Source organism: Arthrobacter sp. alpha11c (genome assembly GCF_054149985.1).
The window spans coordinates 4345677-4371655 of sequence record NZ_CP196747.1 but is presented as its reverse complement, the minus strand read 5'-3'; the positions used below and the strand labels follow the sequence as shown (position 1 = coordinate 4371655).

At 61.0% G+C, this 25979-nt stretch carries 21 protein-coding genes and 2 pseudogenes; 13 read left to right on the top strand and 10 right to left on the bottom strand.

Annotated elements, in window-relative coordinates:
* Positions 1–23 precede the first annotated feature (23 nt).
* The 8 genes from ACTAQJ_RS20345 to ACTAQJ_RS20310 form a co-directional block, all read right to left on the bottom strand.
* A complete protein-coding gene (locus ACTAQJ_RS20345) occupies positions 24–926 on the bottom strand; it encodes a carbohydrate ABC transporter permease (protein ID WP_498698906.1) in 903 nt (300 codons plus the stop codon).
* Positions 923–1852 (bottom strand): carbohydrate ABC transporter permease, encoded by a 930-nt coding sequence (locus ACTAQJ_RS20340; protein ID WP_498698904.1) that lies wholly within the window; start codon positions 1850–1852, stop codon positions 923–925. The genes ACTAQJ_RS20345 and ACTAQJ_RS20340 overlap by 4 nt, the downstream gene beginning before the upstream one ends.
* 2 nt (positions 1853–1854) lie before the next feature.
* A complete protein-coding gene (locus ACTAQJ_RS20335) occupies positions 1855–3177 on the bottom strand; it encodes an ABC transporter substrate-binding protein (protein WP_498698901.1) in 1323 nt (440 codons plus the stop codon).
* Between the two features lie 199 nt (positions 3178–3376).
* Complete coding sequence (locus ACTAQJ_RS20330) at positions 3377–4372, bottom strand: LacI family DNA-binding transcriptional regulator (protein ID WP_498698899.1); 996 nt, start codon at positions 4370–4372, stop codon at positions 3377–3379.
* 173 nt (positions 4373–4545) lie between these two features.
* Positions 4546–6006: a hypothetical protein gene (locus ACTAQJ_RS20325; RefSeq protein WP_498698896.1), complete on the bottom strand. Its 1461-nt coding sequence runs from the start codon at positions 6004–6006 to the stop codon at positions 4546–4548.
* On the bottom strand, positions 5999–6970 hold the full coding sequence (locus tag ACTAQJ_RS20320) for a hypothetical protein (protein WP_498698893.1): 972 nt from the start codon (positions 6968–6970) through the stop codon (positions 5999–6001). Before ACTAQJ_RS20320 ends, ACTAQJ_RS20325 begins: the two co-directional genes overlap by 8 nt.
* Positions 6971–7371: 401 nt before the next feature.
* A complete protein-coding gene (locus ACTAQJ_RS20315; protein WP_498698892.1) occupies positions 7372–7533 on the bottom strand; it encodes a hypothetical protein in 162 nt (53 codons plus the stop codon).
* 3 nt (positions 7534–7536) lie between these two features.
* Positions 7537–9063, bottom strand: coding sequence for a deaminase (locus ACTAQJ_RS20310; RefSeq protein WP_498698888.1), 1527 nt, complete (start codon positions 9061–9063; stop codon positions 7537–7539).
* Between the two features lie 467 nt (positions 9064–9530).
* Here ACTAQJ_RS20310 and ACTAQJ_RS20305 point away from each other — a divergent pair, with 467 nt between their 5' ends.
* Positions 9531–10559 carry a helix-turn-helix domain-containing protein gene (locus ACTAQJ_RS20305; protein WP_498698886.1) on the top strand — a complete coding sequence of 343 codons (1029 nt, stop codon included), beginning with the start codon at positions 9531–9533 and terminating at the stop codon, positions 10557–10559.
* Complete coding sequence (locus ACTAQJ_RS20300; RefSeq protein ID WP_498698884.1) at positions 10556–11707, top strand: hypothetical protein; 1152 nt, start codon at positions 10556–10558, stop codon at positions 11705–11707. The genes ACTAQJ_RS20305 and ACTAQJ_RS20300 overlap by 4 nt, the downstream gene beginning before the upstream one ends.
* Here the strand turns inward: ACTAQJ_RS20300 and ACTAQJ_RS20295 are convergent.
* Positions 11704–12237, bottom strand: a complete 534-nt coding sequence (locus ACTAQJ_RS20295; RefSeq protein ID WP_498698882.1) for a hypothetical protein — start codon at positions 12235–12237, stop codon at positions 11704–11706. The genes ACTAQJ_RS20300 and ACTAQJ_RS20295 overlap by 4 nt on opposite strands.
* Before the next feature lie 645 nt (positions 12238–12882).
* A complete protein-coding gene (locus ACTAQJ_RS20290; protein ID WP_498698880.1) occupies positions 12883–14052 on the bottom strand; it encodes a hypothetical protein in 1170 nt (389 codons plus the stop codon).
* 329 nt (positions 14053–14381) lie between these two features.
* On the opposite strand from ACTAQJ_RS20290, the gene ACTAQJ_RS20285 reads away from it, so the two are divergent.
* The 11 genes and pseudogenes from ACTAQJ_RS20285 (at position 14382) to ACTAQJ_RS20235 (ending at position 25949) form a co-directional block, all read left to right on the top strand.
* Positions 14382–15185 carry a hydroxypyruvate isomerase family protein gene (locus tag ACTAQJ_RS20285; protein WP_498698878.1) on the top strand — a complete coding sequence of 268 codons (804 nt, stop codon included), beginning with the start codon at positions 14382–14384 and terminating at the stop codon, positions 15183–15185.
* 84 nt (positions 15186–15269) lie between these two features.
* Complete coding sequence (locus tag ACTAQJ_RS20280) at positions 15270–16148, top strand: 2-hydroxy-3-oxopropionate reductase (protein ID WP_498698876.1); 879 nt, start codon at positions 15270–15272, stop codon at positions 16146–16148.
* 134 nt (positions 16149–16282) lie between these two features.
* A complete protein-coding gene (gene gcl / locus ACTAQJ_RS20275; protein ID WP_498698873.1) occupies positions 16283–18058 on the top strand; it encodes a glyoxylate carboligase in 1776 nt (591 codons plus the stop codon).
* 19 nt (positions 18059–18077) lie between these two features.
* Positions 18078–19247, top strand: a complete 1170-nt coding sequence (locus ACTAQJ_RS20270; RefSeq protein ID WP_498698871.1) for a glycerate kinase — start codon at positions 18078–18080, stop codon at positions 19245–19247.
* Positions 19240–20590: pseudogene (allB, locus tag ACTAQJ_RS20265) on the top strand (allantoinase AllB). The gene ACTAQJ_RS20270 and the pseudogene allB overlap by 8 nt, the downstream one beginning before the upstream one ends.
* Positions 20591–20601: 11 nt before the next feature.
* Positions 20602–21336 carry a winged helix-turn-helix domain-containing protein gene (locus ACTAQJ_RS20260; protein ID WP_498698869.1) on the top strand — a complete coding sequence of 245 codons (735 nt, stop codon included), beginning with the start codon at positions 20602–20604 and terminating at the stop codon, positions 21334–21336.
* Positions 21337–21417: 81 nt separating this feature from the next.
* Positions 21418–21888 (top strand): thioredoxin-dependent thiol peroxidase, encoded by a 471-nt coding sequence (bcp, locus tag ACTAQJ_RS20255; RefSeq protein ID WP_498698867.1) that lies wholly within the window; start codon positions 21418–21420, stop codon positions 21886–21888.
* Positions 21889–22066: 178 nt separating this feature from the next.
* A pseudogene (locus ACTAQJ_RS20250) lies at positions 22067–23235 on the top strand (PP2C family protein-serine/threonine phosphatase).
* Between the two features lie 18 nt (positions 23236–23253).
* The gene (locus ACTAQJ_RS20245) at positions 23254–25215 is read left to right on the top strand and encodes a glycosyltransferase family 2 protein (protein ID WP_498698865.1); all 1962 of its coding nucleotides are present in this window, start codon (positions 23254–23256) and stop codon (positions 25213–25215) included.
* The gene (locus ACTAQJ_RS20240) at positions 25205–25537 is read left to right on the top strand and encodes an STAS domain-containing protein (protein ID WP_224089065.1); all 333 of its coding nucleotides are present in this window, start codon (positions 25205–25207) and stop codon (positions 25535–25537) included. The genes ACTAQJ_RS20245 and ACTAQJ_RS20240 overlap by 11 nt, the downstream gene beginning before the upstream one ends.
* On the top strand, positions 25530–25949 hold the full coding sequence (locus ACTAQJ_RS20235; RefSeq protein ID WP_498698863.1) for an ATP-binding protein: 420 nt from the start codon (positions 25530–25532) through the stop codon (positions 25947–25949). The genes ACTAQJ_RS20240 and ACTAQJ_RS20235 overlap by 8 nt, the downstream gene beginning before the upstream one ends.
* The last annotated feature ends 30 nt before the right edge of the window (positions 25950–25979 follow it).

The window sequence follows — 25979 nt, the reverse complement described above, 5'->3', positions numbered from 1 at the left end:
TTTCTAGGTTCGGGTTGAAAGGGCTAGCCTTTGACGGCACCGGCCGTCATTCCGGACACGATGCGCTTCTGGCACAGAAGCACCAGGATGACGAGCGGGACGGTGATGATCACCGACGCCGCGCTGATGGTGCCGAGGGGTTGGTCGAACTCGCTCGTGCCGCTGAAGAACGCAATCGCCACGGGGACGGGACGGGATTCCGGCGAGGTGGTCAGCGTGACAGCCAAGAGAAATTCGTTCCAGACCGAGATGAACACCAGGATCGCCGTCGTCGCGAGGCCGGGGACGGCCAGGGGAAGGATGACTTTCCGGAAGGCGACAAACGGTGTGGCGCCGTCCATGTACGCGGATTCCTCAAGCTCACGCGGGATCTCCTTGAAGAACGACGTCAGTGTGTAGATCGCCAGCGGCAACGCGAACGTCAGCTTCGGGATGATGAGGCCAAGGAGGGTGTCGTACAGCCCGATTTCGCGCCAGATGGAGAACATCGGAGCCGCGATGGCGATGGCCGGGAACGTGGTGACCGAGAGGATCAGCGTCAGGATCATCGCCTTGCGGCGCATCTTCAGCCGTGCCAGCGCATAGGCGGCAAAGGACGCGAAGACCAGCGCCACCGTTGTAGTGACGACGGCGATAATCACCGAGTTGCGCAAGGCCAGGAGGAACTCGGGGTTCTGGAATACGACCAGATAGTTCTCGAGTGTCGGCTGGCTCGGGAAGAGCTCACCTTGGGACAGGCTTGCACCCTTCTTAAGGGAGGTGTTCACCAGCCAGTAGAACGGGATGAGCGAGAAGCCCATCACGGCCACCACGAACACCCAAACCATCGGATGCAGCTTCGCTTCCCCACGCAACCGACGACGCTTCGGCGCCTTGGCGCGAGTGGCGAGTTCCGCCGTCGGGCGTTCTGCAGTCAGCGTGCTCATTGTTCCTCCTTCGCGACGTCGCGGATGTTGCCGCCGGCGAAGCGGACGTAGATAACGGAGACCACCATGACGGTGAGGAAGGTCAGGATGGACAGCGCCGAGCCTTCGCCCACCAGCCGGTTTTCGCGCAATTGCGTGTAGGCCAGCATGGACATGGATTCGGTGCCGTTGGCGCCGCGGGTGAGGACGAACGGCAGGTCGAAGACGCGGAGGGCGTCCATGGTGCGGAAGATCGCGGCGAGGACGATTGCCGGCCGCAGGAGAGGCAGGGTGATGTTGACCAAGGTCTGCCATTTGCTGGCGCCGTCGAGTTCGGCGGCCTCGTACGTTTCGGCGGAGATGACCTGCAGGCCGGCCAGGATGATCAGCGCGGCGAAGGGAGTGGTCTTCCAGACGTCGGCCATGACGATCACGGCCATCGCGTAGCCGTGCTCACCGAGCCAGACGACCTCGCCGCCCGGCAGTCCCAGCGTGGAGAGGACGTTGGTGACCAGGCCCATGTTGGGCTGGAACATGGTCTGCCAGGTGATGGCGCTGACCACGGTGATGATCGCGTACGGCAGCAGAACCACGGTGCGCAGGACTGCGCGGCCCCTGAACGCGAGGTTGAGCAGCAACGCCATGGCCGTACCGAGGATGAGCTCCAGGCTGACCGACAGGCCAGCGAAGAGGAATGTCTGGCCGAACGCAGCCCACCACTCTTGGCTTGCGAGGGCGTTGATGTAGTTTTCCAGGCCGACAAAGCGGGACAGGCCGGCGGTGCGGACGCTGTACTGGTTCAGCGAGAGCCAGATCGCGTAGCCGATGGGGACCGCCGCAACCAGCGCCATGATGATCAGCGACGGCGCGGTCATGCGGAACGCGAGCTTCCGCTCCGCCCGGTCGCGGCCGCTGACGCGGCTTGGCGAGATTGTTCTGGTGGCCATATCTAGAAGCTCGCCTTGGCGGTGGTGATTTCTTCGGCCATCTTCTGCACAGCTTCCTCGGTGGAGGCGGTGCCGGAGAGGACTGCGTAGACGTTCTTGTAGATCGCCTGGCTGATCTGCGGGTACACCGGGGAGATCGGGCGCGGCTTGGCACCCTTCACGGAGGCGAGGAGTTCCGTAGCGAACGGCATCTTCTGCAGCACGGCCGGGTCCGAGTAGGCAGCCTCGTTCACCGGGGCCTGTGAGTAGTCCATGGCCACGTGCTTCTGCCAGTCCGGGGTGGTGGCGAAGTCGATGAACGCGACAGCCCCGGCCTGGTTGGTGGATTGGGCCGATATCGCCAGGTTCCAGCCGCCCAGGACGCCAGAGGCCTTGCCGCCTTCCCATGCCGGCAGCGGCGCGACCGCGAAGCTGGAAGCCAGAGGTGTCGCGTTGAGCAGCCGATACACGTGTGGCCAGTTGCGCTGGTATCCGAAGTCGCCGGACTCGTAGGCGAGGCGGGCCGGGTCTTCGTTGTAGGTGAGGACGGCGCGGTCCGCTGAGCCGTCTTTGAGGCCCTTACTCATGAACTCGAGGACTTCGCGGGTCTCTGGGGAGTCGATCTTGACGTTGCCTTGGTCATCGAGGACTTCGCCGCCTGCGCTGTAGAGCATTTCGAGGAAGTTCACCGTGAGGCCCTCGTACTGCTTGCCCTGGTAGACGAAGCCGTTGCCGGGAGCCTTGGCGGCTTCCGCGTAGAGCTGCTGCCAGGTCTCGGGCTTGGCTACCTTGTCCTTCTGGTAGTAGATCAAGCCGGCGTTGGTGAAGAACGGCGAGCCCCAGTACTTGTCCTCATACTTGGTGGTTTCCACAGTGGAGGGAATGAGCCTATCCTTGTTGGCTTCCACCAGCTTGGTCTGGTCCAGCAGCCAGCCCTGAGAGGCGAACTCGGAGGTCCAGATGACGTCCGTGATGAAGATGTCGCATTCGGTGGACTTGCCTTCGAGCCGCTGCACGATCTGCGTGCGGGCCTCATCTGTGGTGGCGCCGATCTCCGTGTACTTGGCCGTGACCTTCCCGTTCGCCTTGGTAAATGCCTCCGCCGTGCCCTTGTAGATACCGCTCGCGTCCTTGACGCCGCAGATGTTCACGGCACCGCTGGCATTAGCGCCCGACGCCGGATCGGCAGCTGCCGCTTGCTCGGCACCTTGAGGTGCGGCTCCCCCGCCGCACGCGGTAAGGAGAAGGGCTGCTGCTGCGATGGCGGCTGGTGCCAGGGCTTTTCGATTGCGGGGCGTTGCTTGGTTCTGACTCTGGAGCGGGGAAGCAGGTCGGTTCAAGTCCACAAGTGGCTCCTTTGGTGTCTGTGGGCGGTCGGGTTCAGAGCGCGATTTGGCTGTCCCGCGTCCTGAGGTTGGCTTCTTTGCCGGTGGTTCTCTTGATCTGTGGAATCGATTCCAAATGTGCTCAAAAGAATCGGCCTTGCGGCCGTGGAATCGATTCCAAAGTAGTGTGACAGGGACCACTAAGGGCTGTCAACCCTCTTTATTTGGTGGAGTCGCGGATGACGAGTTCGTGCGGGAGGAAGGTTCTTCCCTTGCGATGAGAGCCCTCGATGGTCATTCGTTCCAGAAGTTCAGCAAAGGCGACGCGGCCCATTTCATATGCCGGCTGCCTTACGGTGGTGAGCTCCGGGACGCACATTTCTGCCTGGGCTGAGTCATCGAAACCTGCCACGGCGATGTCGTCGGGTACCCTGAGTCCGGCATCGGTGAGCTCACGAACGCAGCCTGCCGCGACTACGTCGGTGCCGCAGAAGATCGCATCCGGAAGGTCTTTGGTCTCCAACAGCTTCTTCGTGAGATTTCGGCCGGCATGGAACCCGAAGTTTCCTTCGCCGAGCAGAGTCTGATCCTGCTCCAAGCCCGCTTCCGTGAGAGCTTGGCGGAAGCCTTCCTCACGCAGCCGGCCTGAGCGGGCTCCTCTGTGGGCGATCATGGCCAGCTTCTTGGCACCCGTATCGATCAGGTGTTTGGTGATGTCGTAGGCGGCTTGGCGGTCATCGATGGATACCCCGAACGCTGACTCGGCGTCGACGATTTCACAGACCTGGACGACGCTCAATTGCTCGGCAACAGTGTTGACGTCTTCGTCCGGCATGGTTGGCGAGAAGATCACCAGGCCATCCACGGATCCGTTGCGGAGCATGTCCACGAGTTGCTGTTCCCGGTCGAGGTCTCCGTCGGTGGCTGCGATGAGGCTGACGTAGCCGGAGTCCGCGGCAGCGTCACCGACACCGCGAAAGACTTCGCTGATCACGAGGGAATCCAGGTTCTTGGCCAAGGCGAGGACACGCATGGTCCGGTCTCTTCGGAGATCCCTTGCCGAGGCGAGAGGGCGATAGCTCAGCTCCTTGATTGCGGCGCTGACCTTCTCCTTGGCCGACTCACTAACGGCCGAGCTCCCGTTCAAAACGCGCGACACCGTCCCCACAGACACACCCGCCGTTTTGGCGACGTCCTGAACTGTCGGCCGAGCCATTCGTTTGTCCTTCCGCGGATGGCGCCTGCCGCCATACTTTTGCCATACCCACCGGCGCTCATCAGCTTAGCCGGAGTATGGAAACCGACCAGGCCTGACGGACAGTGGCAGTTCGACCGCTGGCGCGGTCGCCGAAAGCGAATCAGGTCCGTGTCGAGTTCTGAGCGTAAGAACTAGTCGAGAAAATACGCGTTGATCTTTTCGTTGGAGTCTAAAATTTCGTCTGCAGGCACATCTAGCCCTCGTGCAAGTTCGACCGATCCAATGAGCGCGACCTCCATGTCCGGTGAGAAGGCTCGTTCGAGCAAGCCGAGATAGTCAGACATCCCTTGGTCCAGTTTGTCTATGAGCTCTTGGTACTCGCTGGTGAGCTGACCGTCGCGCATGCGCTGCTCGCTGAGATAGCGTTCGATCAGCTCGGTCTCCCGCTTCGAAAGGGACGATTCTGCCGCCTTGTACATTAATGTGCCGACCGTATTGCCGATAACCGCGCCGAGTACTGGAACTGGGATGAGCGCCTGGCCAGCAAAAGAGGACAGTGCACTTACCGCGGCTTCCAGGGCGACTATCTCGGAGTTCTCGATGAACTTTAGCTGGTCGATCTCTCCAGAGCGGAGCCTGTTCGCTTGGTCGGCGATACCGAAGGCGGCGGTGACAATTGAGCTTGCGACAGCAGATGACGTGGCGGTGAAATTCGTCAGTGTGTAGATGCTGAGACCTCGCACTCCGCCTTTGACGAAGCTGAAGCCGGATTCTCCTGCAATGTCGAACCAGTCTTGCTCGCTGAACTCTTTGAAACGCTTGCCCTCCCTACGCTTGGCGACCAGGGCAAGCACGAAAGCTGTACCGCCCTCAACAACGGCAGCTGCAAGCGTGGCTCTCGTTCCTTGTTGCAGCTTTGGCAGGCTCTCTTGAGATGCGTTATCCCGAAGTGACTGGTCGGTGAAAAGGAGAGAAGTTTCCTCGGCCGCCATGGTCGACCCGTAAACGCCCCTCTGTACCTCGTGGTACTGGAGGGTCGACGGTTCGAGCGCTTCGATTCCGATCGATCCTTCTTGGAAGAACGCGTCAATTCGTTGCCAGTCCCGTAAGGAGGGTCCGTCGTTGCTGCGCGACAGGAGCTTTCCCGCTTCTTCAGTCGGCATGGAGTACAGCTGCTTGATCACCTCGAAGTGGTCAGCGGGGATCTGGTACTTCCCGCCGTTCCGAACGAAGTCGGGATACTTCCGGAGGTGCTCAGCAATTGCTCCCAGAGAAAAGCGGCCACCTGCTGCGACGAACTTTTGCTGGATCTCTACTCCGTTGCGAATGAGGTCCACGGGTCCGTTGTCGTTTACCCATTGGTAAACCGGCACCTGGCCGAGGATCTGTTGCCGGGCGTTGGAGATTCCCACCTCCGCGATTTCCGCGATGAAACCGTGCATGCCGTGCTGTCCGCCGCGATTGGCGGTGACCACCTCAAGGTCAATCTTTCTAATAGCTTCGTCGATGCTATTGAGTGCGTTCAGGAGGTTTTCGTCTTGCCGGCCGAATGAGCTCAGTAACTCGTCAACGCGGAGTTGATTGAGGTAGTTCACCCATGAAGCTACCGCCTGTTCCTGGTTACTCCTTACCAACTTTGGTATGTCATTCATCAGGTGCATCCTGGTCGATGCGCCTAGAAAGCAGCGCTGCACACGACTTCGTGTTGTTCACGAGGACGCCGAGTCTCTGCTGCTGGGAATCGGAGAGCGCCCGGAAGTCAGCGCCAAAATACGGCACTGCTTCGCCGTAGCATTTCGCCAGCTCTAAGCGAAGCATCGTTGTCTTCTGAAGGAGGTCGTCGATCTTTGCATCAGCGCGCTTTACCGACGCGGAGTTCCGCTTCACAACAGCAAGCGCCTCCTGCTTTGCCGCCAGATTGTCGAACTTTTTCTTTGCGAACAGTGCGATTGACGCTAGGAGGGTGGCTCCTGCGACGGTCCATCCGACGGGGCCGGCCAGCGCCAGTATTGCGCCGCCTGCCGCGGTACCCCCGCCTCCGGCAGCCAGCGCGCCGCCTCCAAGCCATGCAAGAGCGGCGTTGCTCGCTGCAGCTCCGGAGAGCGCGGAGATTGCGGTACCAGTTGAGGCAGTGCCGAAAGTGGTGGCGACCCACATTGCAGCCGTCGGCGCCACGCTGGCGACAGCTGCTCCCGCGGCAAACCCGGCGCCGGCGCTGGCAGCAGACTGCTGCGCAGCTTCCAGGTCCTTCCGGGCGAACTCTTCCGCGTCCAGGAATTCTGCCTTGTAGTCGCCGATCTCACCGAACGTGGTCTCGAACGACTTCGGGGTGTTGGTGATGCTGTTCACCAGCAGCTCAACGAACTCGATCAGGTCCGCTGACCGTTCGCGCTGGCGCAGGAGTGAAAGCCCCTTGTCGCTCATTGCAGCGAACGCAGCATTGTACTCCGCTATGGTCTCCTCGTAAGCGTCCGGCGCCTTAACCGCCATTTTGTCGACTGTGACTTTTGCAGCTCCCTTGACGCTTCCAACCTGCTCGATTAGCTGCGTCGACGCAGTTCGAAGTACCTTGCCTATTCCGTCTATGGCTTTGTTCACGTCGACGTGTTCAGTCATCGTCATCCCCCACCTCGATTGCGTTTCGCTTGCGAGAAAGACTATCGACTGCCGCTGACAAAATGGGCGTTCAGGCCTCCCAGCAGTGCGCGGGTCGCCAGCGTAGGTTCGATGTCATGGACGAGAACGAACAACTATGGCACCCGAGACTTCTGAGGTGATTCGCAGCAGCACGTGCGTGGGAACCGCGAATTGCTGCGCCGGAAAAAGTCGCGGCGGGCAATTCACTCTCTGGCGACGACAAGGGACTGCTCACTGCTCCCGTCCGGAGCGCCGCATGGGCAGGCCGAGTCTCAGCTGTCGACCACCTGGCACTCATGGCCGATCTGGCCTTGGCCAAGTGGCCGATAAGAAAACTTCACGTTGCGAAGCGGTGTGCCCCAGGAAATTCGGCAGCCCAGTCAGGAGTCGTCGCGGGAGCGCTGGGGTTCGATGACATCCCGCTGTTCCCAGCACGGAGATTGGCTTACTTCAAGGGAGGCGGCCTGGACGACTTCTTGAAGCCAGTCAAGTTCGGCAAGGCGGTCTACTAGTTGCCATTCACCATTAGCGATCACTGACATCTGCTACTCCCTAGAACTTGGCTCGGATATTGAAGAGTCCATTGAGGAACGGATGCTCAAGTGTACGTCCCTTTCACGCTTTGCTGCCCCAGCCAACGGATCGTGTCCCGCCAGTCTCATGCGAACCTGATTCCCCCGACCGAAATCAAATGACCCATCATGCTGCTTATCCCGATTAATCGACTTGAATAAGTGCGGGAAAGCAGACCAGGAAGCTCCCCAGAAAGGCGTGACCTCCATGACGCCAGACTGCACGAGAGAATCGCGGTACATCTCCATCGCCATCGATTTGGGGTACGGGTCTATGTAAACAACGCGAACAATACCGCTGGCAATAATGAGCCGCATACACATGTGGCAGGGAAAAGTCGTCGAATACAGGGTCGCACCTTGGATTGAGACAGTGGACCGCGCTGCTTGCGTGATGGCAGACATCTCTGCATGTGCTACGCGGCCGAACTCGATGAGCGACGTAAGGCGAAGCCGCTTTAGGCCGGCGCTATCCGCTTCCGTTATTGCCTTGTACTGCTCATCTAAACTCCCGCTGAGGAGGTCTTCTGAGAGTAGCTTGTTGGAGGCGAGGAATGCCACAAATTCCTTAATGGCACGAATGCTCATGCGCTTATTAAAGTCGTGTCCTACAATAAAATCACGACGATCATTGGGATCTTCCACCCAATAGTTTCCCCCACCAGCCTTAGGAACTTCATTGGTTCCGGTAACTAGAATGTCACCCTCAGGCGTAGCGATCGCCGCCCCTACCTGACGTCCTGCATCAGCAGACCGGAAGGCCGTTGCATATGCATGGAAGATTGCCTGCTCATCGCGGGTAGGCGTGAGGAAAGCCTTACCGAAAAGCAGTCCAATGAGCCGTTCAATTTCTCGCTCAACGTTTCCGTCTAAATTAAGGAAATAGTCGGCCAGTGAGAACGTCTCCCTAACATGCTGGCCAAGCCGATTCTCACCGTCGTTCTGGTCCCGGGCTATGAGGCCCGATGCAAGGGCTTCGATATTATTGGCCCAAGGCAGTTCATCGTGCAGGTCGCTTCGTAGCTTGTCCGCCCGCGACTGTTCATTTTGTTGGGCCCCAATTAGCACAAAGCGGCCACCATAGACATGTCGGAGAAGTTCAACTTCGGCTTCATGTTTAAGTGTCCGAAGAATCCATGCGTGGCGCGAGCTGTGATCGTCCTTGAAAGAAGCCTGTTTCCGCAAAGACGCTATTTTGGCAACAGCCAAAGCGGCGAGCGCATCACCGCTGTTGTAATGCTCTCGCAGCCGGTCGCCGGCATTCATCAGGCTTTCCGCATAACAGGATCCATCGTAGGCAGGAGTAGAGTCTCCTGGGGTTGCTTCTCTTGTCAGGAGTGTGCTCATGCGAACCATGGTGCTCGTGTAGTCGAACTGCCTGAGTTCGCGTTGCAGATGGGGGAAAAGCCCATCGAGGTCAGTTCCTATAGGCGCAACAATGCCGATCACTATCTCGAAGTCAGCTTCGTTGCCTTCATTTTTTAGCCTGTCAGTAATCATCGTTCCGCCCCCTGCTCATCTGATACGACCATATATCAGCTATCAGGCCATCTTGATGCGTCATTGACACCTGGTCTTGTAGACCGCCCCCGCTGCACACGAGAATACGAGGAGTCGAACGCTTCCTTCCAGACCTTTGGAAAGCTTACTAGCAAGTGCGGCCTAGGCCCCGTCACCATTCATCAATGTAGGCGAACACTACGGTGTGGGATGACTCGCAATAGCGCCCCTGGGCGACGTGATGAATGCCTCGGGGTAGGCCCGCCCCTGTCCATAAACATAGGCACATTCCGGAGAGTCAGGCTTAGGGACGAGTCGAAACCTGCTGGTGAAGCAGTAGGCACGGAGGACGCGACGCGTAATCCTCGCCAAAGCTTCCAAGAGCGCATCTTGCTCGTCATATCACCGAATAGCAGCGGGCGGGCCTCCTGCTTGGAATATTCCGTGCATGCGGGTATTCTGAATGCATGACCCAGTCATTGCCCCCAGCATCGGCCCTACTTGAGACTCTTCGGCTTTCCCGAGGTCTCACACAAACCGAACTTGCCCTTGCCACAGGGTTGGCGCAAGCGACGTTGTCCAAAGTTGAGTCCGGAGTGATGGACCTCGACGAGGAACGATGGGAACGAATCGCAGTCGCACTGAAGGTCCCTGTCATTGCCTTTACTGAAGCTTCAACAGCTCTGCAACCGGACAGGATTTTTCACCGCAAACGCCGCGGTACCCCCAAGAGTGCAGTTCGGCGCATCGGCGCGGACCTAGCGCTGACGAGGCAGCGCATCGATCGACTTATGGCCGCTCCGCCCACAATCCTGAATCGGCATGACTTAGATGATGGGTTCGTTACACCTCAGGAGATTGCACACCAAGTACGGTCTGAACTGGGCGCCGGGACTGAACCTATCTCTGATCTTGCGGGCCTGCTCGAGGGGGCAGGTGTCAGACTCCTGCGATGGCCTCTGGACTCACTCCAGGTAGACGCGATTGCAGCATGGCCCGAGGAAACTGCTCCCCTTATCCTCCTCGGAGAACATGCTGGCGCCGAGCGTCTGAGGTTTACGATGGCGCACGAACTCGGTCACGCGGTCTTGCATGACGGCGAAGCCACTGAACAGCAGGAGCGCGAAGCTGACACGTTTGCCGCCGAGTTCCTCCTGCCCGCGGTACGACTTCGCCAAGAGTGGCCAAATCCGCCACATTTAGAGGACCTCTTACCCCTCAAGCGCCGCTGGGGTATTTCGCTTTCCGCATTAATTCGTCGAGCTCGCGATTGCGACATCCTCGACGAAAATGCCTATCGTCACTGGAACATCGTTCTGAGCACTTCGGGCATGCACCGTAGGGAACCAGATCCGCTTCCACCGGAGCAACCATGGCTCGTATCAAATACCATCCAGGCAGAACTTGCCAAGGGCGAGTCCCTTGAAAAACTCGCAGAACGCACTCATATGTCAATTGACGAATTCTCGTCCGTCTTTCTGGAGAAGTCCGCATGAATCAGTTCTCGGTCATCAACAATCCTCGGATCGCAAGTTCCGCCGCAACGACCATCGACCGCGCAGTAGAAAGTGGGCAAGCCAAACGCCTCCTCTCTCGCCGACAATTCCATGTGTGTGGTGACAATGTTCTCCACACCCTTCCATACATTGACAACGCGGGGGGTGGCGTATTCCTTACAGGACAGTTCGCTGCAAAGAGAATGAATGCTCTGCGCAGGTATCACCCGACGATTCCAATGATCGCGGAGCCCATGTCGATGACTCATCACGTCGCAGTTCCGGAGCAGCCGTTCCTCCTGCCTCCGGACAATCTATTTCATCGAGGAGATCTCGCTGGTGCGCTCGATGAGCAGAGGTCGATGGGAAGTGATCTCGCAATCACACCGACCGGTCAGATTGCTTCCGGCGACTCTGCATCCCTAAAAGCCGCCCTCTTCGCGGCGAACGAGCTCGACAGGGAAGATACCCTTCTCGCGCTGCCCTTGGCGGCTAACTGGCTGAGTGACGAATCAGCTACGAAGCAGGTTATCAAGGCCATTGATCGCAGTCGGCACCCTGTAGCGCTGACCTTTGTTGACCAAACCAACCCACTGGGGAGCGTGAAGAGGATGCGTGCCTATCGCCGACTGATCCACGAGACGACCGGAACGGTGCTCGCCTATCGGGTCGATTTGTTCGGACTCGACGCACTCACGGGCGGTGCGATCGCATCAGCCATTGGGGCCTATCCGGCAGCCAGGCGGCTCAACCCGGTTGGCAAGCGGGGTTCTTCGGCGGATCCCGAGGACATGTCCCCGCACATGCTGATCGGCGACATTTTGAGGTTCACACGCTCCACCCATATGCGACGGCATTGGTTCGCTGAGGCGCCCGCCATGCGTTGCTATTGCATGGTCTGCCGTGGCGGCGTTATAGACCGCCTGTACGGTGAAGAACAGGACCGGGCTATCGGTCACCACCACAATGTCTTGGAGATAGGGCGGTTGTTCTCGGCGCTCGGCAACCTCCCCCTCGAAAAAATGAGAGAAGCCTGGGAGAAATTGGTTGGGGGCGCAATTGACGCCTATCCACAACTCGAAAGCCATATCGGGGCTCCTATACCGATTCCCAAAGATCTTTCGGTATGGGCAGAGCCCGTCACTTAATCGAGGGCAGTATCAGAAGTAAGGAACTGTTCGTAAACAAGCTCGGCGAGACGCCACCGCGCAGCCGTCCATCGCCTGGGCCGATAAACAGAAGGTTCAAGAAGACGCGTAGCGTCTTCTCCAGCAATGACCCCTAGCCCGTAGTGAGCCGCCTCGGTTAGCAGGAGCGTTGGATCATTCGGGACGGGGCATGCCACACGCACTGTGCGCGGTGCGTAACCCACCCAGCGATGGGCCAGGTCAGAGCCTCGCTTCCAGTCCTTCGCCCGCGCCTCGATCTCCACCAATTCAACAGGGACACCTAGCTTTCGCTGGGCCCAGGCCGAACCGTCGGGATCACGAATCAGCACAGCCAGGGAGGATGCCCGGTCGTGCGACAAGGCCTTCAAAAAGCGTGGTGGGACCGGGGCGAGATCATCGCCGGGAAGAGCCAACAATGCGGCTAGCGTCCTCTCGTCGGTGACTGCGCCCAACCCCTTCGCCGTACGTGTCTTGTGTTCAAGCTCGTCAACTAGGTAGGTAACGGTCAAGGGGCATCCGTTGAACGTCCCACTATGACGGAAAATACTGGTTCCCGACCTAGCTGCCCCAGCTAGGGACAGGTCTATCGCTTCAAATAGTAGAGACATCACGATCCTTCCGCTGACGAATACAGTTCAAGCGCCGCATCCCAGAAAGGATGCTTGACCCGCCGAAACCTTATGGGTTGGGTCTGCGAGCTGCGTTCCGTACGTTCCAAGAGATTAACTCTCTCTAGGGTCCGGATCACGCGAAAAATAGCTGTCTGACCAAGTGATAGTTCTCGCTGAAGCGTGCTGCAATCCGTGTCGTCCTTCCCGCTTCCTATAGCCGAGGCCACACGAAGCATGTGGATGTTGTTGAAAAGCAGTTTCGACCACTCATCGGGGCGCAATCCATCTGACACGATATCAGTGTAATTCAGAATTCGCTTTACGAATAACAACCTCCACAGACCTGCCTCTTTTCAGATCTCGGCCTTCAGAGGCCTCCGCTGCTCACAGCCGTGACCGTTGCAAGCCGACAACAACACATTTGGCGTGTAGAAGCCGGGGCACCTCAGCAGATGAACCAGCGCGACGGACCTTGATCAGGGCTGGCGGTTCGAGCTTCTTGGCCAAGTGCGTCGTAGGCCGATGCCCAGGGCAAGCTAAGGCTCACCAGTCCCGCGCGTCCTCTACTCCCGACAAAAGGGCCAGCCGCTCGGCCGCGAGGGAACGACCCAACTCCAATTCAGACTCAGCCATGACCTTGTCGAGCGCAGCGAACAATTCCTCGCGCTCCTCGGTCTCAATGAATGGGGACCGTCCGTCGAAGCGGTTGAAGGCGCTAGCGTAATCACGCCCAACGTCCTCCAATCTTCCCAAGGTGGACTCGTCAGACTCGGCCGAGAGCGCTGCGAGAACCTCGCTTCGTGTTTTCTTGAATTGCGCCACAGCTTTCTTGAATCGACCAGAACTAATATGCTCGCGTCCGTCCCAGTCGCGAAGCGGGTTCTCAAGATTCTCTTGCACCCATTCGGGCTTGCGTGCCTTGGTGATGCTGACGCTTGTGCCGTTAGCCGCCTCAGACCGCCACCGACTCCGCATCGCAGAGGCGTACTCATGAGGGACGTTGACTAGGTAGAGGTACTCGAGGTTGGGAACTTCGGTAGGAAGCAAGCAGTCGGCCTTCGTCATGCCGAACAGGTCGGAGATGAAGAGGTCCTGGAGCCCGCCGAGCCTGTTAAGCATGCCAGCGTTTGTGACCTGTCCGAGGTTGCCCCCGAGAGTCAGTCTCTTCAGGTTGGGAAAGGTGGACGCTATACGAAGATAGTCCACTTCGGACAACCCGGTTGCCTTTAGGCTGCGCACATCATTTTGAACGGGTGCTCCGTCGGCGAGGGCATGCTCCAGGTCCGCGGGGGTCATATCAAGTTCCCCGGGTTCGTTCCAATCAAGCTCACCCCTGTCCCAAGCGCGTTGCCGGGCCAGCTGATAACCAACTCTCCAACTGCTGGTGTAGCTATTCGACGGTTGGTCGTGAATCAGCGGCAGACTGCCAAGGACGCGAAAGCTTCGAGGCAGCACCCAGTCGCAATTGACGTAGGACAATCGGCCATTCCACGAATTGTGTGTCAGTACGAGCGGCTCAATGACTCCCAAGTCATCCGTTGATGATGGCTCCGGACCTGACCAATCTAGGTCAAGGACACCAGCCTTTTTCCAACCAGGATCGATACTCGTGATTTGGGCCGCCACCCACTCCCCGAGGAGATCGGTCGGTCCAACGACGATGTCTCCGACGCTCAGCGGACGTGGCGGGACGGCTGAAGTTGTATCTGACACGATGGCAATCCTACGGACCACCAAGTCACACAGGAAGTAAGCGAAGTCAGCGCTTGCCCTTCCCAGATCGTTGGCCCAAGCCAGCAGAGTTACTTTGCACGACTGGAACGAAGAGTCGGGCCCAATGTGGCTCACAGCCAAGATAGCCACTCCTTGGTATCTCCGAACCCCGCCTCCCCACCCACCCCCTTGACTCCCACCCCCACCTTCCCTAAACTTTTCATAAAGCAGAATCTAAATTCCACAAAGCGGAAACTGAGGCCAAGCACCAAGGCAGCAGCCAAGCACCCCGGCAGATAGATCAAAGCCCCTCCTCGGAAGGACCTACGATGACGTACACAGTGAACTGCTCCATCCTCCTGACGGAGCTGCCCTTGCTCGAGCGCCCCGCCGCCGCGAAGGCAGCCGGTTTTGACGCCGTCGAGTTCTGGTGGCCCTTCGCCACGTCGGTTCCCACCGACAAAGAGACAACCGAGTTCGAGAACGCCATCAAGGAGGCCGGCGTTCAGCTCACGGGTCTGAACTTCAACGCCGGCAACATGCCCGGCGGCGACCGCGGCCTGGTTTCCTGGAAGGGACGTTGCTCCGAGTTCAAGGACAACATCGACGTCGTAGCCGGCATCGGTGAGCGCCTCGGCTGCAAGGCCTTCAACGCCCTCTACGGCAACCGCATCGAGGGCGAATCCCCCGAGAAGCAGGACGCCATCGGTGCCGAAAACCTCGCAACCGCAGCAGCCGGCGTCGCGCGTATCGGCGGAACTGTCCTACTCGAACCGGTCAGCGGCGCACCCAAGTACCCGCTCCTCACCGCTGAAGACGCACTCAAGGTCATCGCCCGCGTCAAGGCAGAATCCGGCGCACAGAACATCAAGCTCCTCGCCGACTTCTACCACCTGGCAGTCAACGGCGACGACGTCGAATCCGTCATCGAGAACCACGCCAAGGACTTCGGCCACATCCAGATCGCCGACAACCCCGGCCGCGGCGCTCCCGGAACCGGCACCCTCCCCCTCGGCGAATGGATCGCCCGCAGCCGCGAACTCGGCTACGACGGCTACATCGGCCTCGAGTACAAGGAACCGCAGGAATCGGCGTTCAGCTGGGCCATCCGCCAGCGCGCCAACGCCAACTAGCGAACGACGGCGGCACCCGCCAAAGCGGCTGACTCGCCATCCAGCACACCTGAGCTAAAACAGACTTTCAGAAAGAGAACCACAATGAGCAACGTTGCAGTCATCGGACTCGGAATCATGGGCCTCCCCATGGCCATCAACCTCGTCAAGGCCGGCCACACGGTCACCGGTTTCAACCGCAGCCAGGACAAGATCGACAAGCTCGTCTCCGAGGGCGGCCAGGGTGCCACGAGCATCGCGGACGCAGTCAAGGACGCCGACGTCGTCATCACCATGGTGCCGGACTCCCCCGATGTTGAGGGTGTTGTCAGCGGCAAGGATGGCGTCTTCGCCAACGCGAAGAATGGCGCGCTCTGGATCGATGCATCCAGCATCCGCCCAGACGTCGCAGCCCGACTTGCAGCAGACGCCAAAGAAGCAGGCATCCGCCCCCTCGACGCTCCCGTATCCGGCGGCGAACAGGGCGCCATCGACGCCGTCCTGTCCATCATGGTCGGCGGCGAAGCTGCAGACTTCGAGGCAGCACAGGACGTCCTCAACGCAGTGGGCAAGACCATCGTCCACGTCGGCCCGTCCGGCTCCGGCCAGACCGTCAAGGCAGCCAACCAGCTGATCGTGGCCGTCAACATCCAGGTCCTCGGCGAGGCCATCGCCTTCCTCGAGGCCTACGGCGTAGACACCGACGCAGCACTGAAGGTCCTCGGCGGCGGCTTGGCCGGCTCCAAGGTCCTCGAGCAGAAGGGTCAGAAGATGCTCGACCGCAACTTCGACCCCGGCTTCCGCCTGGCCCTCCACCACAAGGACCTCGGCATCGTCACCTCCGCAGCCCGCGAAGCCAACGTCGCTGTCCCGCTCGGCGCAGTCGTCGCCCAGCTCGTCGCCGCAACCGTCAACCAGGGCGACGGCGGCCTCGACCACTCGGGCCTCTTCAAGCAGGTTCTCCAGCTCAGCGGCCGCAGTTAACCTCAGCCGCCCAAGAAGCAACAAGAAACACAAAGCCGGGAACCCACCGTCGTATATAAACGACGGCGGCTCCCTCACCACACCCAAAAACACCACAGACTTCGCCCGTAAGGGCAAAAAACAAGGAGTACACCATGGCTAAGATGCGCACCGTTGATGCGGCAGTCGCCATCCTGGAAAAGGAAGGCGCCACCGAGGCTTTCGGCCTGCCAGGCGCAGCGATCAACCCCTTCTATTCCGCAATGCGTGCCCACGGCGGCATCCGCCACACGCTGGCCCGCCACGTTGAAGGCGCCAGCCACATGGCCGACGGTTACAGCCGCGCAGCTGACGGCAACATCGGCATCTGCATCGGCACGTCGGGCCCCGCAGGCACGGACATGATCACTGGCCTGTACGCAGCCCAGGCCGACTCGATCCCCATGCTCTGCATCACCGGTCAGGCACCCGTTGCCAAGCTGCACAAGGAAGACTTCCAGGCCGTGGACATCGAGTCCATCGCCAAGCCGTTGACCAAGTTCGCCATGACCATCCTGGAACCGGGTCAGGTTCCCGGCGCGTTCCAGAAGGCTTTCCAGCTGATGCGCTCGGGTCGCCCGGGCCCGGTTCTGCTGGACCTGCCCATCGACGTTCAGATGGCCGAGATCGAATTCGACATCGACACCTACGAGCCCCTGCCGGTGGAGAAGCCCAAGGCTTCCCGCAAGCAGCTGGAGAAGGCACTGGATCTGCTGACCGCCGCCAAGCACCCGCTGATCGTTGCCGGTGGCGGCATCATCAACGCCGGCGCTTCAGCTCAGCTGGTTGAGCTGGCCGAGATCCTTAACGTTCCCGTGATCCCCACGCTGATGGGCTGGGGCGCCATCCCGGACGACCACCAGCTGATGGCCGGCATGGTTGGCCTGCAGACCTCTCACCGCTACGGCAACGAGACGTTCTTGCAGAGCGACTTCGTCATCGGCATCGGCAACCGCTGGGCAAACCGCCACACCGGCGGCCTGGACACCTACACGGCCGGCCGTAAGTTCGTGCACATCGACATTGAGCCGACGCAGATCGGTCGCGTTTTCTCCCCGGACTTGGGCATTGCGTCCGACGCCGGTGCGGCGCTGGACGGTCTGCTGGAACTGGCACGCGAGCGCCAGGCAGCTAAGACCCTGCCCGACTACTCGGGTTGGGTTGCCGAATGCCAGGAGCGCAAGGGTTCCCTGCACCGCAAGACCAACTTCGACAACGTGCCCATCAAGCCGCAGCGCGTGTACCAGGAGATGAACAAGGCCTTCGGCCGCGACACCACCTACGTGTCCACCATTGGCCTGTCGCAGATCGCCGGTGCACAGATGCTGCATGTGTTCGGTGCCCGCAAGTGGATCAACGCAGGCCAGGCTGGCCCGCTGGGCTGGACCGCTCCCGCTGCTCTGGGCGTTGTTCGTGGAACCCCGGAGGCCACCGTTGTTGCTCTGTCCGGCGACTACGACTTCCAGTTCATGATCGAGGAACTGGCTGTGGGCGCACAGTTCAATCTGCCGTACATCCACGTTGTGGTGAACAACAGCTACCTGGGCCTGATCCGTCAGTCGCAGCGCGGCTTCAACATGGAACAGAACGTTTCCCTGGCGTTCGAGAACATCAACTCCCCAGAGACCAACGGCTACGGCGTGGACCACATCAAGGTTGCCGAAGGCCTGGGCTGCAAGGCCATCCGTGTTGAGGACCCGAACGACCTGCCTTCCGCTTTCGACAAGGCCAAGGCTTTGATGGGCGAGTTCAAGGTTCCCGTGGTTGTTGAAGTGATCCTGGAAAAGATCACCAACATCTCCATGGGCGTTGAGATCAACGGCGTGAACGAGTTCGAAGAGTTGGCAGAAACCGCGGCGGATGCTCCCACCGCGATCCTGACCAAGGCTTAAGGAAAAAGGAGGCACCGGAATGCGTGTTGTCATCGCCCCGGATAAATTCAAGGGCTCGCTGTCCGCGCCCGACGTCGCCATGCATCTCGCAACAGGACTCTTGGCGGGGTTCGGCTCGAAAGGCTTTGAAGCAACACGCATTCCGGTGGCCGACGGTGGCGAAGGAACCATCGACGCCGCCATCGGCTCCGGCTTCACCCGCCGGACCACCACCGTCACCGGCCCGCTGGGCGAACCGGTAAGGGCAGACTTCGCAGTGCGGGACCAGGAAGCAGTCATCGAAATGGCGGCTGCTTCCGGCCTCGCCCTCCTCCCGGACGGCCCCACTTCCCAGACGGCCAAAACGGCAACCAGCATCGGCACGGGCGAACTCATCCGGGCCGCGCTGGACCTCGGCTGCCGCAAGATCATCCTGGGTGTGGGCGGCAGCGCCAACACCGACGCCGGCGCGGGAGTCCTTCAGGGTCTCGGCGCCGTTTTCCTGGACAAGGACGGCAACGAACTGCCCGGCGGCGGCGCGGCCCTCGCGGGAATAGACAGCATCGACTTCTCCAACTTCGACGTCCGCGTCGAGGCCACAGAGTTCGTGTTGGCGTCCGACGTCGACAATCCCCTTTTAGGGACAAGCGGAGCCCCAGCCATCTTCGGTCGGCAGAAGGGTGCGACGCCGGACGACGTCACCTCGCTCGACGCGGCACTGAGCCACTTCGTCGACGTGCTCGCGGCAACCACCGGCCAGCACGCCAAGTACGCCGCCAAGGCAGAAGGCGCCGGAGCAGCAGGTGGCGTTGGCTACATTGCCATCGCGGCACTGAAGGCTGAGCGGCGGCCGGGTATCGACGTCGTGCTTGAATTCACTGACCTTGAACAGAGACTGAAGGGCGCCGATCTGGTGATCACCGGAGAAGGCAGCCTGGACGAGCAAAGTCTGCTCGGCAAGACCCCCATGGGCGTCTCGCGCGCAGCACAGAAGGCCGGGGTCCCCGTGATCGCAGTCTGCGGCCGGAGTACCCTGAGCCGGGAACAACTCACGGATGCCGGCTTCCACACGGTCCACGCTTTGACCGACATGGAAGCTGATGTCCAGAAATGTATCGCTGAAGCCGGTCCGTTGCTTGAACAATTAGGTAAGCACATAGGCGTGTATCTGGCGGAACGGACCGAAAACAAGGAGTACCTCAATGTCTGAAGCAATCGGCGCCTATGACCTCGTTATCCGGGGCCAGCGCATCCTGACCACCGCCGGCCTCGCAGCGCGCGAAGTTGGCATCCGCGATGGCATCATCGTCGCCATCGAACCGCTGGGCAACGGCCTGACGGGCAACGAGGTCATCGAACTCGCAGACGACGAAACCCTCATCCCCGGCCTGGTGGACACGCACGTCCACGTCAGACGAGCCCGGCCGCACCGAATGGGAAGGCTTCGCCTCCGCCACGCGCGCCGCAGCTGCCGGTGGCGTGACCACCATCATCGACATGCCGCTGAACAGCATCCCGCCCACCACCAGCGTGGACGGCCTGGAGCAGAAGCGCGTCGTGGCCAAGGACCAGGCGTTCGTGGATGTCGGATTCTGGGGCGGTGCCATCCCTGGCAACAAGAGCGACCTCCGCCCGCTGCACGACGAAGGCGTGTTCGGCTTCAAGTGCTTCCTCCTGCACTCCGGCGTGGACGAATTCCCGCACTTGGACGCGGATGAGATGGAAGAGGACATGGCTGAGCTCAAGTCCTTCGACTCCCTCATGATCGTGCACGCCGAGGACTCCCACGCGATCGACCGCGCCCCGCACCCCGGCGGTGACCACTACGAGACCTTCCTCGCGTCCCGCCCCCGCGGCGCCGAGAACAAGGCAATCGCCGAGGTCATCGAACGCGCCCGCTGGACCGGCGTCCGCGCCCACATCCTGCACCTCTCCTCCTCCGACGCGCTGCCGATGATCGCCTCAGCAAAGCGCGACGGCGTCAACCTCACCGTTGAGACGTGCCCGCACTACCTGACGCTCATGGCCGAAGAAATCCCCGACGGCGCCACGGCCTACAAGTGCTGCCCGCCCATCCGTGAGGCCTCCAACCGCGAGCTCCTCTGGAAGGGCCTGCAGGACGGCACCATCGACTGCATCGTCTCGGACCACTCCCCCTCCACACTGGATCTGAAGGACCTGGAAAACGGCGACTTCGCAGTAGCCTGGGGCGGCGTTTCCTCGCTCCAGCTGGGCCTGTCCCTGATCTGGACCGAAGCCCGCCACCGCGGCATCCCGCTGGAACAGGTCGTGTCCTGGATGGCCGAGAAGCCCGCTGCCTTGGCCCGCCTGCACAACAAGGGCCAGCTCGCCCTGGGCTACGACGCCGACTTCTCCATCTTCGCGCCGGACGAGGCCTTCGTTGTGGACGTCACCAAGCTCAAGCACAAGAACCCGATCACGCCGTACGACGGCCGTCCACTCGCTGGCGTCGTCCGCAAGACCTACCTGCGCGGCACCCCGATCGACGGCCAGAACCCCGGCGGCAAGCTGCTCCGCCGCGGCAACGTTTAGGGTCCACCGCCATGGCAGTCAGCGCCTACGGACCGCCGCCTTTCCGTGATGCCGCAGCGCGGGCCATGGGCCGGCGACCGGGAGTGAGCGCGCGGGGACTCGCGCTCTGGGTCAACCCGGCCGAGGGCGACGAGATGGATCCAGCAGTCTGGGAACGGGCAGCACGCCTTGTGCTGGCCCGGGCCATGAAACTTGCCCCGGAGGCGGAAGTCCGCATCTGGCCCGCCATCGGGGCAGAACACTCCGGCGTCGGCGATACTTCCTGGGGCGGCACTCCGCAGGAAGCCGCCGACGCCGGTACCCACCCTTCCCTGTCCCTCGCCGAGGCTCTGGGAGACGGACCAGCTCTCGCGGACGGACAGGACCGCGACGCCGAAAGTGGCGGCAGCACCGCCGTCGAGCCCGTCATGTTGGCCGGGCGTCGTAGTCAACTTGCAATCGACCTCGCCGCTGAAGTAGTGCTGCTCGACGGCGAGCCGGTTGCCTTTACTGGCATGGAATACAAGCTGTTGCGCTACCTCGTGGTGAACTGCTCGCGCGCCATCAGTCGTGAAGAATTGCAACGCTTCCTGGAGTCATTTGACCTCCCCGGCGCGGCATTTCGCTCCATTGACGTTTATGTTGGAAGGGTGCGGCGGAAGCTCGGAAGCGCCCGCCACACTGTCGCCACCGTCCGTGGTGGTGGCTACCAGTTCGTGCCAGGGCCTTATGCCACAGTGCGCGGACCTGCGGAATACAGCATCTGACTTCGCTGTTCTGTCTTTAGACAATCCGTTTTCTTGAATGACCAATGCCGGCTGCGTGCCGGTGAAACGCAAAGGATCGCCATGACCCAGAAACTCCTCGTCGGAACGCAAGCACCTGACTTCGCGCTGCTCGACGCCGACGGCACCAAGGTCTCGCTGTCCGATTACCGCGGACGCAACGTCATTGTGTACTTCTACCCCAAAGCAGCCACCCCCGGCTGCACCACCGAGGCCTGCGATTTCCGCGACAACCTCGCAAGCCTGCAGGGCAACGGCTACGACGTCATCGGGATCTCCCCTGACGGCCCCGAGGCCCTCGCCAAGTTCACTGGTGAATTTGCGCTGACCTTCCCGCTGCTCTCCGATGAGGACCACTCCGTGGCCCTCGCCTACGGCGCCTGGGGCGAGAAGCTGGTTGACGGCGAGATTGTCGAAGGCCTGGTCCGCTCCACTGTTGTGCTCGACGGCGAAGGCACCGTCAAGCTCACCCAGTACCAGGTCAGCGCCCAAGGCCACGTCCAGGCCCTGAAGGAAGAGTTGTTGGGCGTCTAACCCTCTCTCACATCCTGCGGCTTTGAGACCATCCTTCTCTCACATCCTGCCGGTTTAAGGGAATTCCTCTCGCACATAACTGCACAATTTTTGTAACGCCCGCTCACTATTGTGAGCGGGCGTTACACGTCTCTTTACTAAACGTGACAAAAGGCCCGCGGCAGTAGTTAATGGAGCCATGGTCTCAACCGCGTCCCCTCGCCATGCTGTAGTCGTAGAAGATGACGCCGATATCCGTGGCCTCCTCGTTTTGGTCCTTGAGCAGCTCGACTTTGTGGTGACGGAAGCGCCCGACGGTCTTTCCGGCGTCGAGGCCGTCCGTAACACCAACGCCGAACTGGTGACGCTGGACATCAACCTCCCGGATATCGACGGCATGGAAGTTTGCCGGCGCCTTCGGGAATTCTCCGATGCCTACATCATGATGCTCACGGCCCGTGCCGACGAGATAGACCGGCTTACCGGGTTGGACACCGGCGCGGACGATTACATCAACAAACCGTTCAGCCCCAAGGAACTGCAGGCCCGCATCCGGGCACTGTTCCGCAGGGCGAGGACGCCCGCACACCCGCCGAGGACACACGCCAGACGGACGAACTGGCCCGCGCTGCGGTTGTGCAGACGAGCCTCCTCCCGCAGGAAACTGTCCGGCTGAAGGATTACGACGTCGCTGGTGCCTTCCGCCCATCGCGCAGCGTAGGTGGGGACTTCTACGACTGGTACCAGACCAGTGATGGCATGCACCTGACGTTCGCCGACGCCATGGGCAAGGGCATGGGCGCGGCCTTAATAGCTGCCACCGTCCGCGCCGTGATGCGGTCTGTGGCGGACACCCCGGCAATTGCTGACGCTTTCGAGTCCGCCAGCGCCACCCTGACCTCCGATCTGGACCAGTCCGGGTCCTTCGTGACCATGTTCCATGCGCGCTTGGAAAGTGCCTCGGGCAAGCTCAGCTATATCGACGCCGGTCATGGACTTGGCCTGCACGTCCCGGCCGAGGGGGCGGCACGCAGGTTGGTTTCCGCCGGGCCACCTGTCGGGATCCTGGAAGAACAGCAATGGCCGGCCGCGGAACTGCAGCTGGAGCCGGGCGATTCACTGGTGATCGTCAGCGACGGTGTGCTCGACGCACACGATTCCCTGGAAGAGTTCGTGAGGAACGTAGAGAAGGCGGCGCGCAGCGGGGGCACCTCGGACGAAGTCTGCGCTGCCCTGCTCGAGCTGGCACCGGCGGACACAGCGGAAGATGACGTGACCGCCGTCGTGGTTCACCGACGCCGTGAGGTTGGCGGGGATGTTGGGCTGGAAGGCAACCACAGCGGAGTTGCCCAGACCATCCGGTACTAGCCACGAAAAGGGGGGAACGTGACGCGATTCTGGACTCGGCTTTGTGTTGTCCTAACGGTCATTCTGGGCGTGAATTATGTGGCGTGGCGCTGGCTGGCTTCGCTGAACTGGGAAGCGTGGTGGATCGCTGTTCCGTTGGTTATTGCCGAGACCTACAGCCTCATTGACGTCATGCTTTTCGGCCTGACGGTCTGGAACCTGAAGATTCGGAAGCCACCGCCCGCGGCGCCGGATACCGCGACGGTGGACGTTTTCATCACCACGTACAACGAGCCGCTGGACTTGGTGATGACCACGGCCCTCGCCGCTAAGGACATCCGCTGGCCGCACAGTACCTGGATTCTGGACGACGGCGACCGCCCTGAGATGCGCGAGCTCGCGGAGTCCAACGGGATCGGCTACGTGACCCGCGGCGCCGACTGGACACCGGACATGCCGCGGCACGCCAAGGCCGGCAACCTGAATAACGCGCTCATGATTACGTCGGGCGAGTATCTGTTGATTCTCGACGCCGATCAGATCCCCGAGCCGGACATCCTGGACAAGACGCTGGGTTACTTCAACGATGACCGCGTGGCGTTGGTCCAGACGCCCCAGTACTTCATCAACGTTCCCGCAAACGATCCCCTCGGCAGCCAGGCTCCCCTCTTCTACGGCCCTATCCAGCAGGGCAAGGACGGCTGGAACGCGGCGTTCTTCTGCGGCTCCAATGCGATCCTGCGCAGGGAATCCTTGATGCAGCTTGGTTTGGTGGGCTACGTCAAGGCCACGGAGAAGAGTGTGCGCCGCGCCCTCGCTGCCTCCCGTTCCGCTATCAAGAAGGCCAGGCGTTCGGCGGAGGCGGAGAACCCGCTGGTGGAGCAAATGCTCAACGAGGTGGAAGCCGCCACCGAAAGCGCCCAACAGGAGCTCGAAGCCGGGGCATCCCTGAGCGAGATCACGTACCGTGTACGCCGCAAAGTGGACGACGCCGTTCGCACGCTCGTGGCGGCCGACTTCTCGGCGCTCCAATCCGACCTCGAAGAAATCGCCGCCATGGAACTTGCCCACGTCGGCGAGTCTGGCGTCACGACAGTGGCGACTGACGCCGTCGACCGCATGTCCGGACGCGACTGGTCACCGCTGGGCGCCCTCGAGTCCGTTCATGCAGTCCTGGACGCCATCTCCGTGGAACGAACCGACGAAGCCCAGCCGATCATGCCGCTGGCCACGATTTCCGTGACCGAGGACATGGCAACCGCGATGCGCCTGCACGCCCTCGGCTGGAAGAGCGTGTACCACCACGAAGTCCTCGCCAACGGGCTGGCTCCCGAAGACATCGCGACCATGCTGACCCAACGCCTTCGCTGGGCCCAAGGCACCATGCAGGTCCTCCTGCGAGAGAACCCGCTGGTCCAACCCCGCCTCGCGTGGGGTCAGCGGCTCATGTACTTCTCCACCATGTGGAGCTACCTGAGCGGCTATGCGGCCGTGGTGTACTTTGCGGCGCCCATCATCTACCTGACGCTCGGCATCCTCCCCGTCAGCAGCCTGAGCTTTGAGTTCTTCTCCCGTTTCATCCCGTTCATGGTGGTAAACCAGATGCTGTTTGTTATCGCCGGGCACGGGATTCCCACCTGGCGCGGGCAGCAGTACAGCCTCGCGCTGTTCCCCACCTGGATCAAGGCCTGCACGACGGCGGCCCGTAACGTCTGGTTCGGCCGTCCCCTCGGGTTCGCCGTCACCCCCAAAGCCAGGCAGAGTGGCGGCCCCAGCTGGAGCCTGATTCGTCCGCAGATCATCGTTGCTGTGTTGCTTGCCGTGGCCTTGGTTGTTGGGCTTGCGCGGCTTCTTTCTGGCCTGTCGGAGCCCCTCGGAACCCTGGTGAATGTAGCGTGGGTAACTTACGATCTGGTGGTCCTCAGCGTGCTGGTCAAGGCTGTTTTGTACAAGGGATTTGTTCCTGAAGTCTCCGAAGAGAGGAATGCTGATGCAGTTTAGCTACGAGGTCAAAGACTCCTACGCGGAGGTGAAGAGCGTTGGCCGGTTGAACATGGTGGCCGCTCCGAAGCTGCGAGAACTAGTGGCCGAGGTTGTGGCGGGTGGATCCAGCCGCGTTGTGGTGAACCTTGCAGAAACCGACTTCATGGATTCCTCAGGCCTCGGAGCCCTCATCGGTTGCCTCAAAGCGGCCCGCCAGGCAGGCGGCGATTTGCGGATCTCGGGCGTGCAGCCGCAAGTCAAGATGGTCCTGGAACTGACCAACATGGACCGTGTCCTCACCGCGTACTCCTCAGCCGAGGAGGCGTTCGGAAATGACTGAGGTCATCGCACGCAGGGGATTCCGCGGTCTGTCCAACGAAGAAGCCATCGAGGCCATCCACGGTGAGCTTGATGCCCTGTGGGACGATGCCTCCTTCGTCCCGGACATGGACCGCATGACCTTCACCACCGCCGTCATCGAGGCAGCCGCCAACATCGTCCAACACGCCCTTCCCGTGGCCGAGAAGCCCGTGGAGATCGGTGTGGACATCAGCGTCCGGCCCAGCCGCCTTCAGGCGCGCGTCAGTGCCTACAACGCCCGCGAACCCTTCGCCGAAGACATGCAACCCAACATGCCCGACGAGGACGCCGAATCCGGACGAGGCCTGGCGCTCATCGAGGCCCTGGTGACAACCGTGACCTTCGAACGCCAAGACGGCACCAACACCTGGATCCTGACCCGCGAAACCTGACCTTCTCTCACACCCCGACCGACCGGAAGT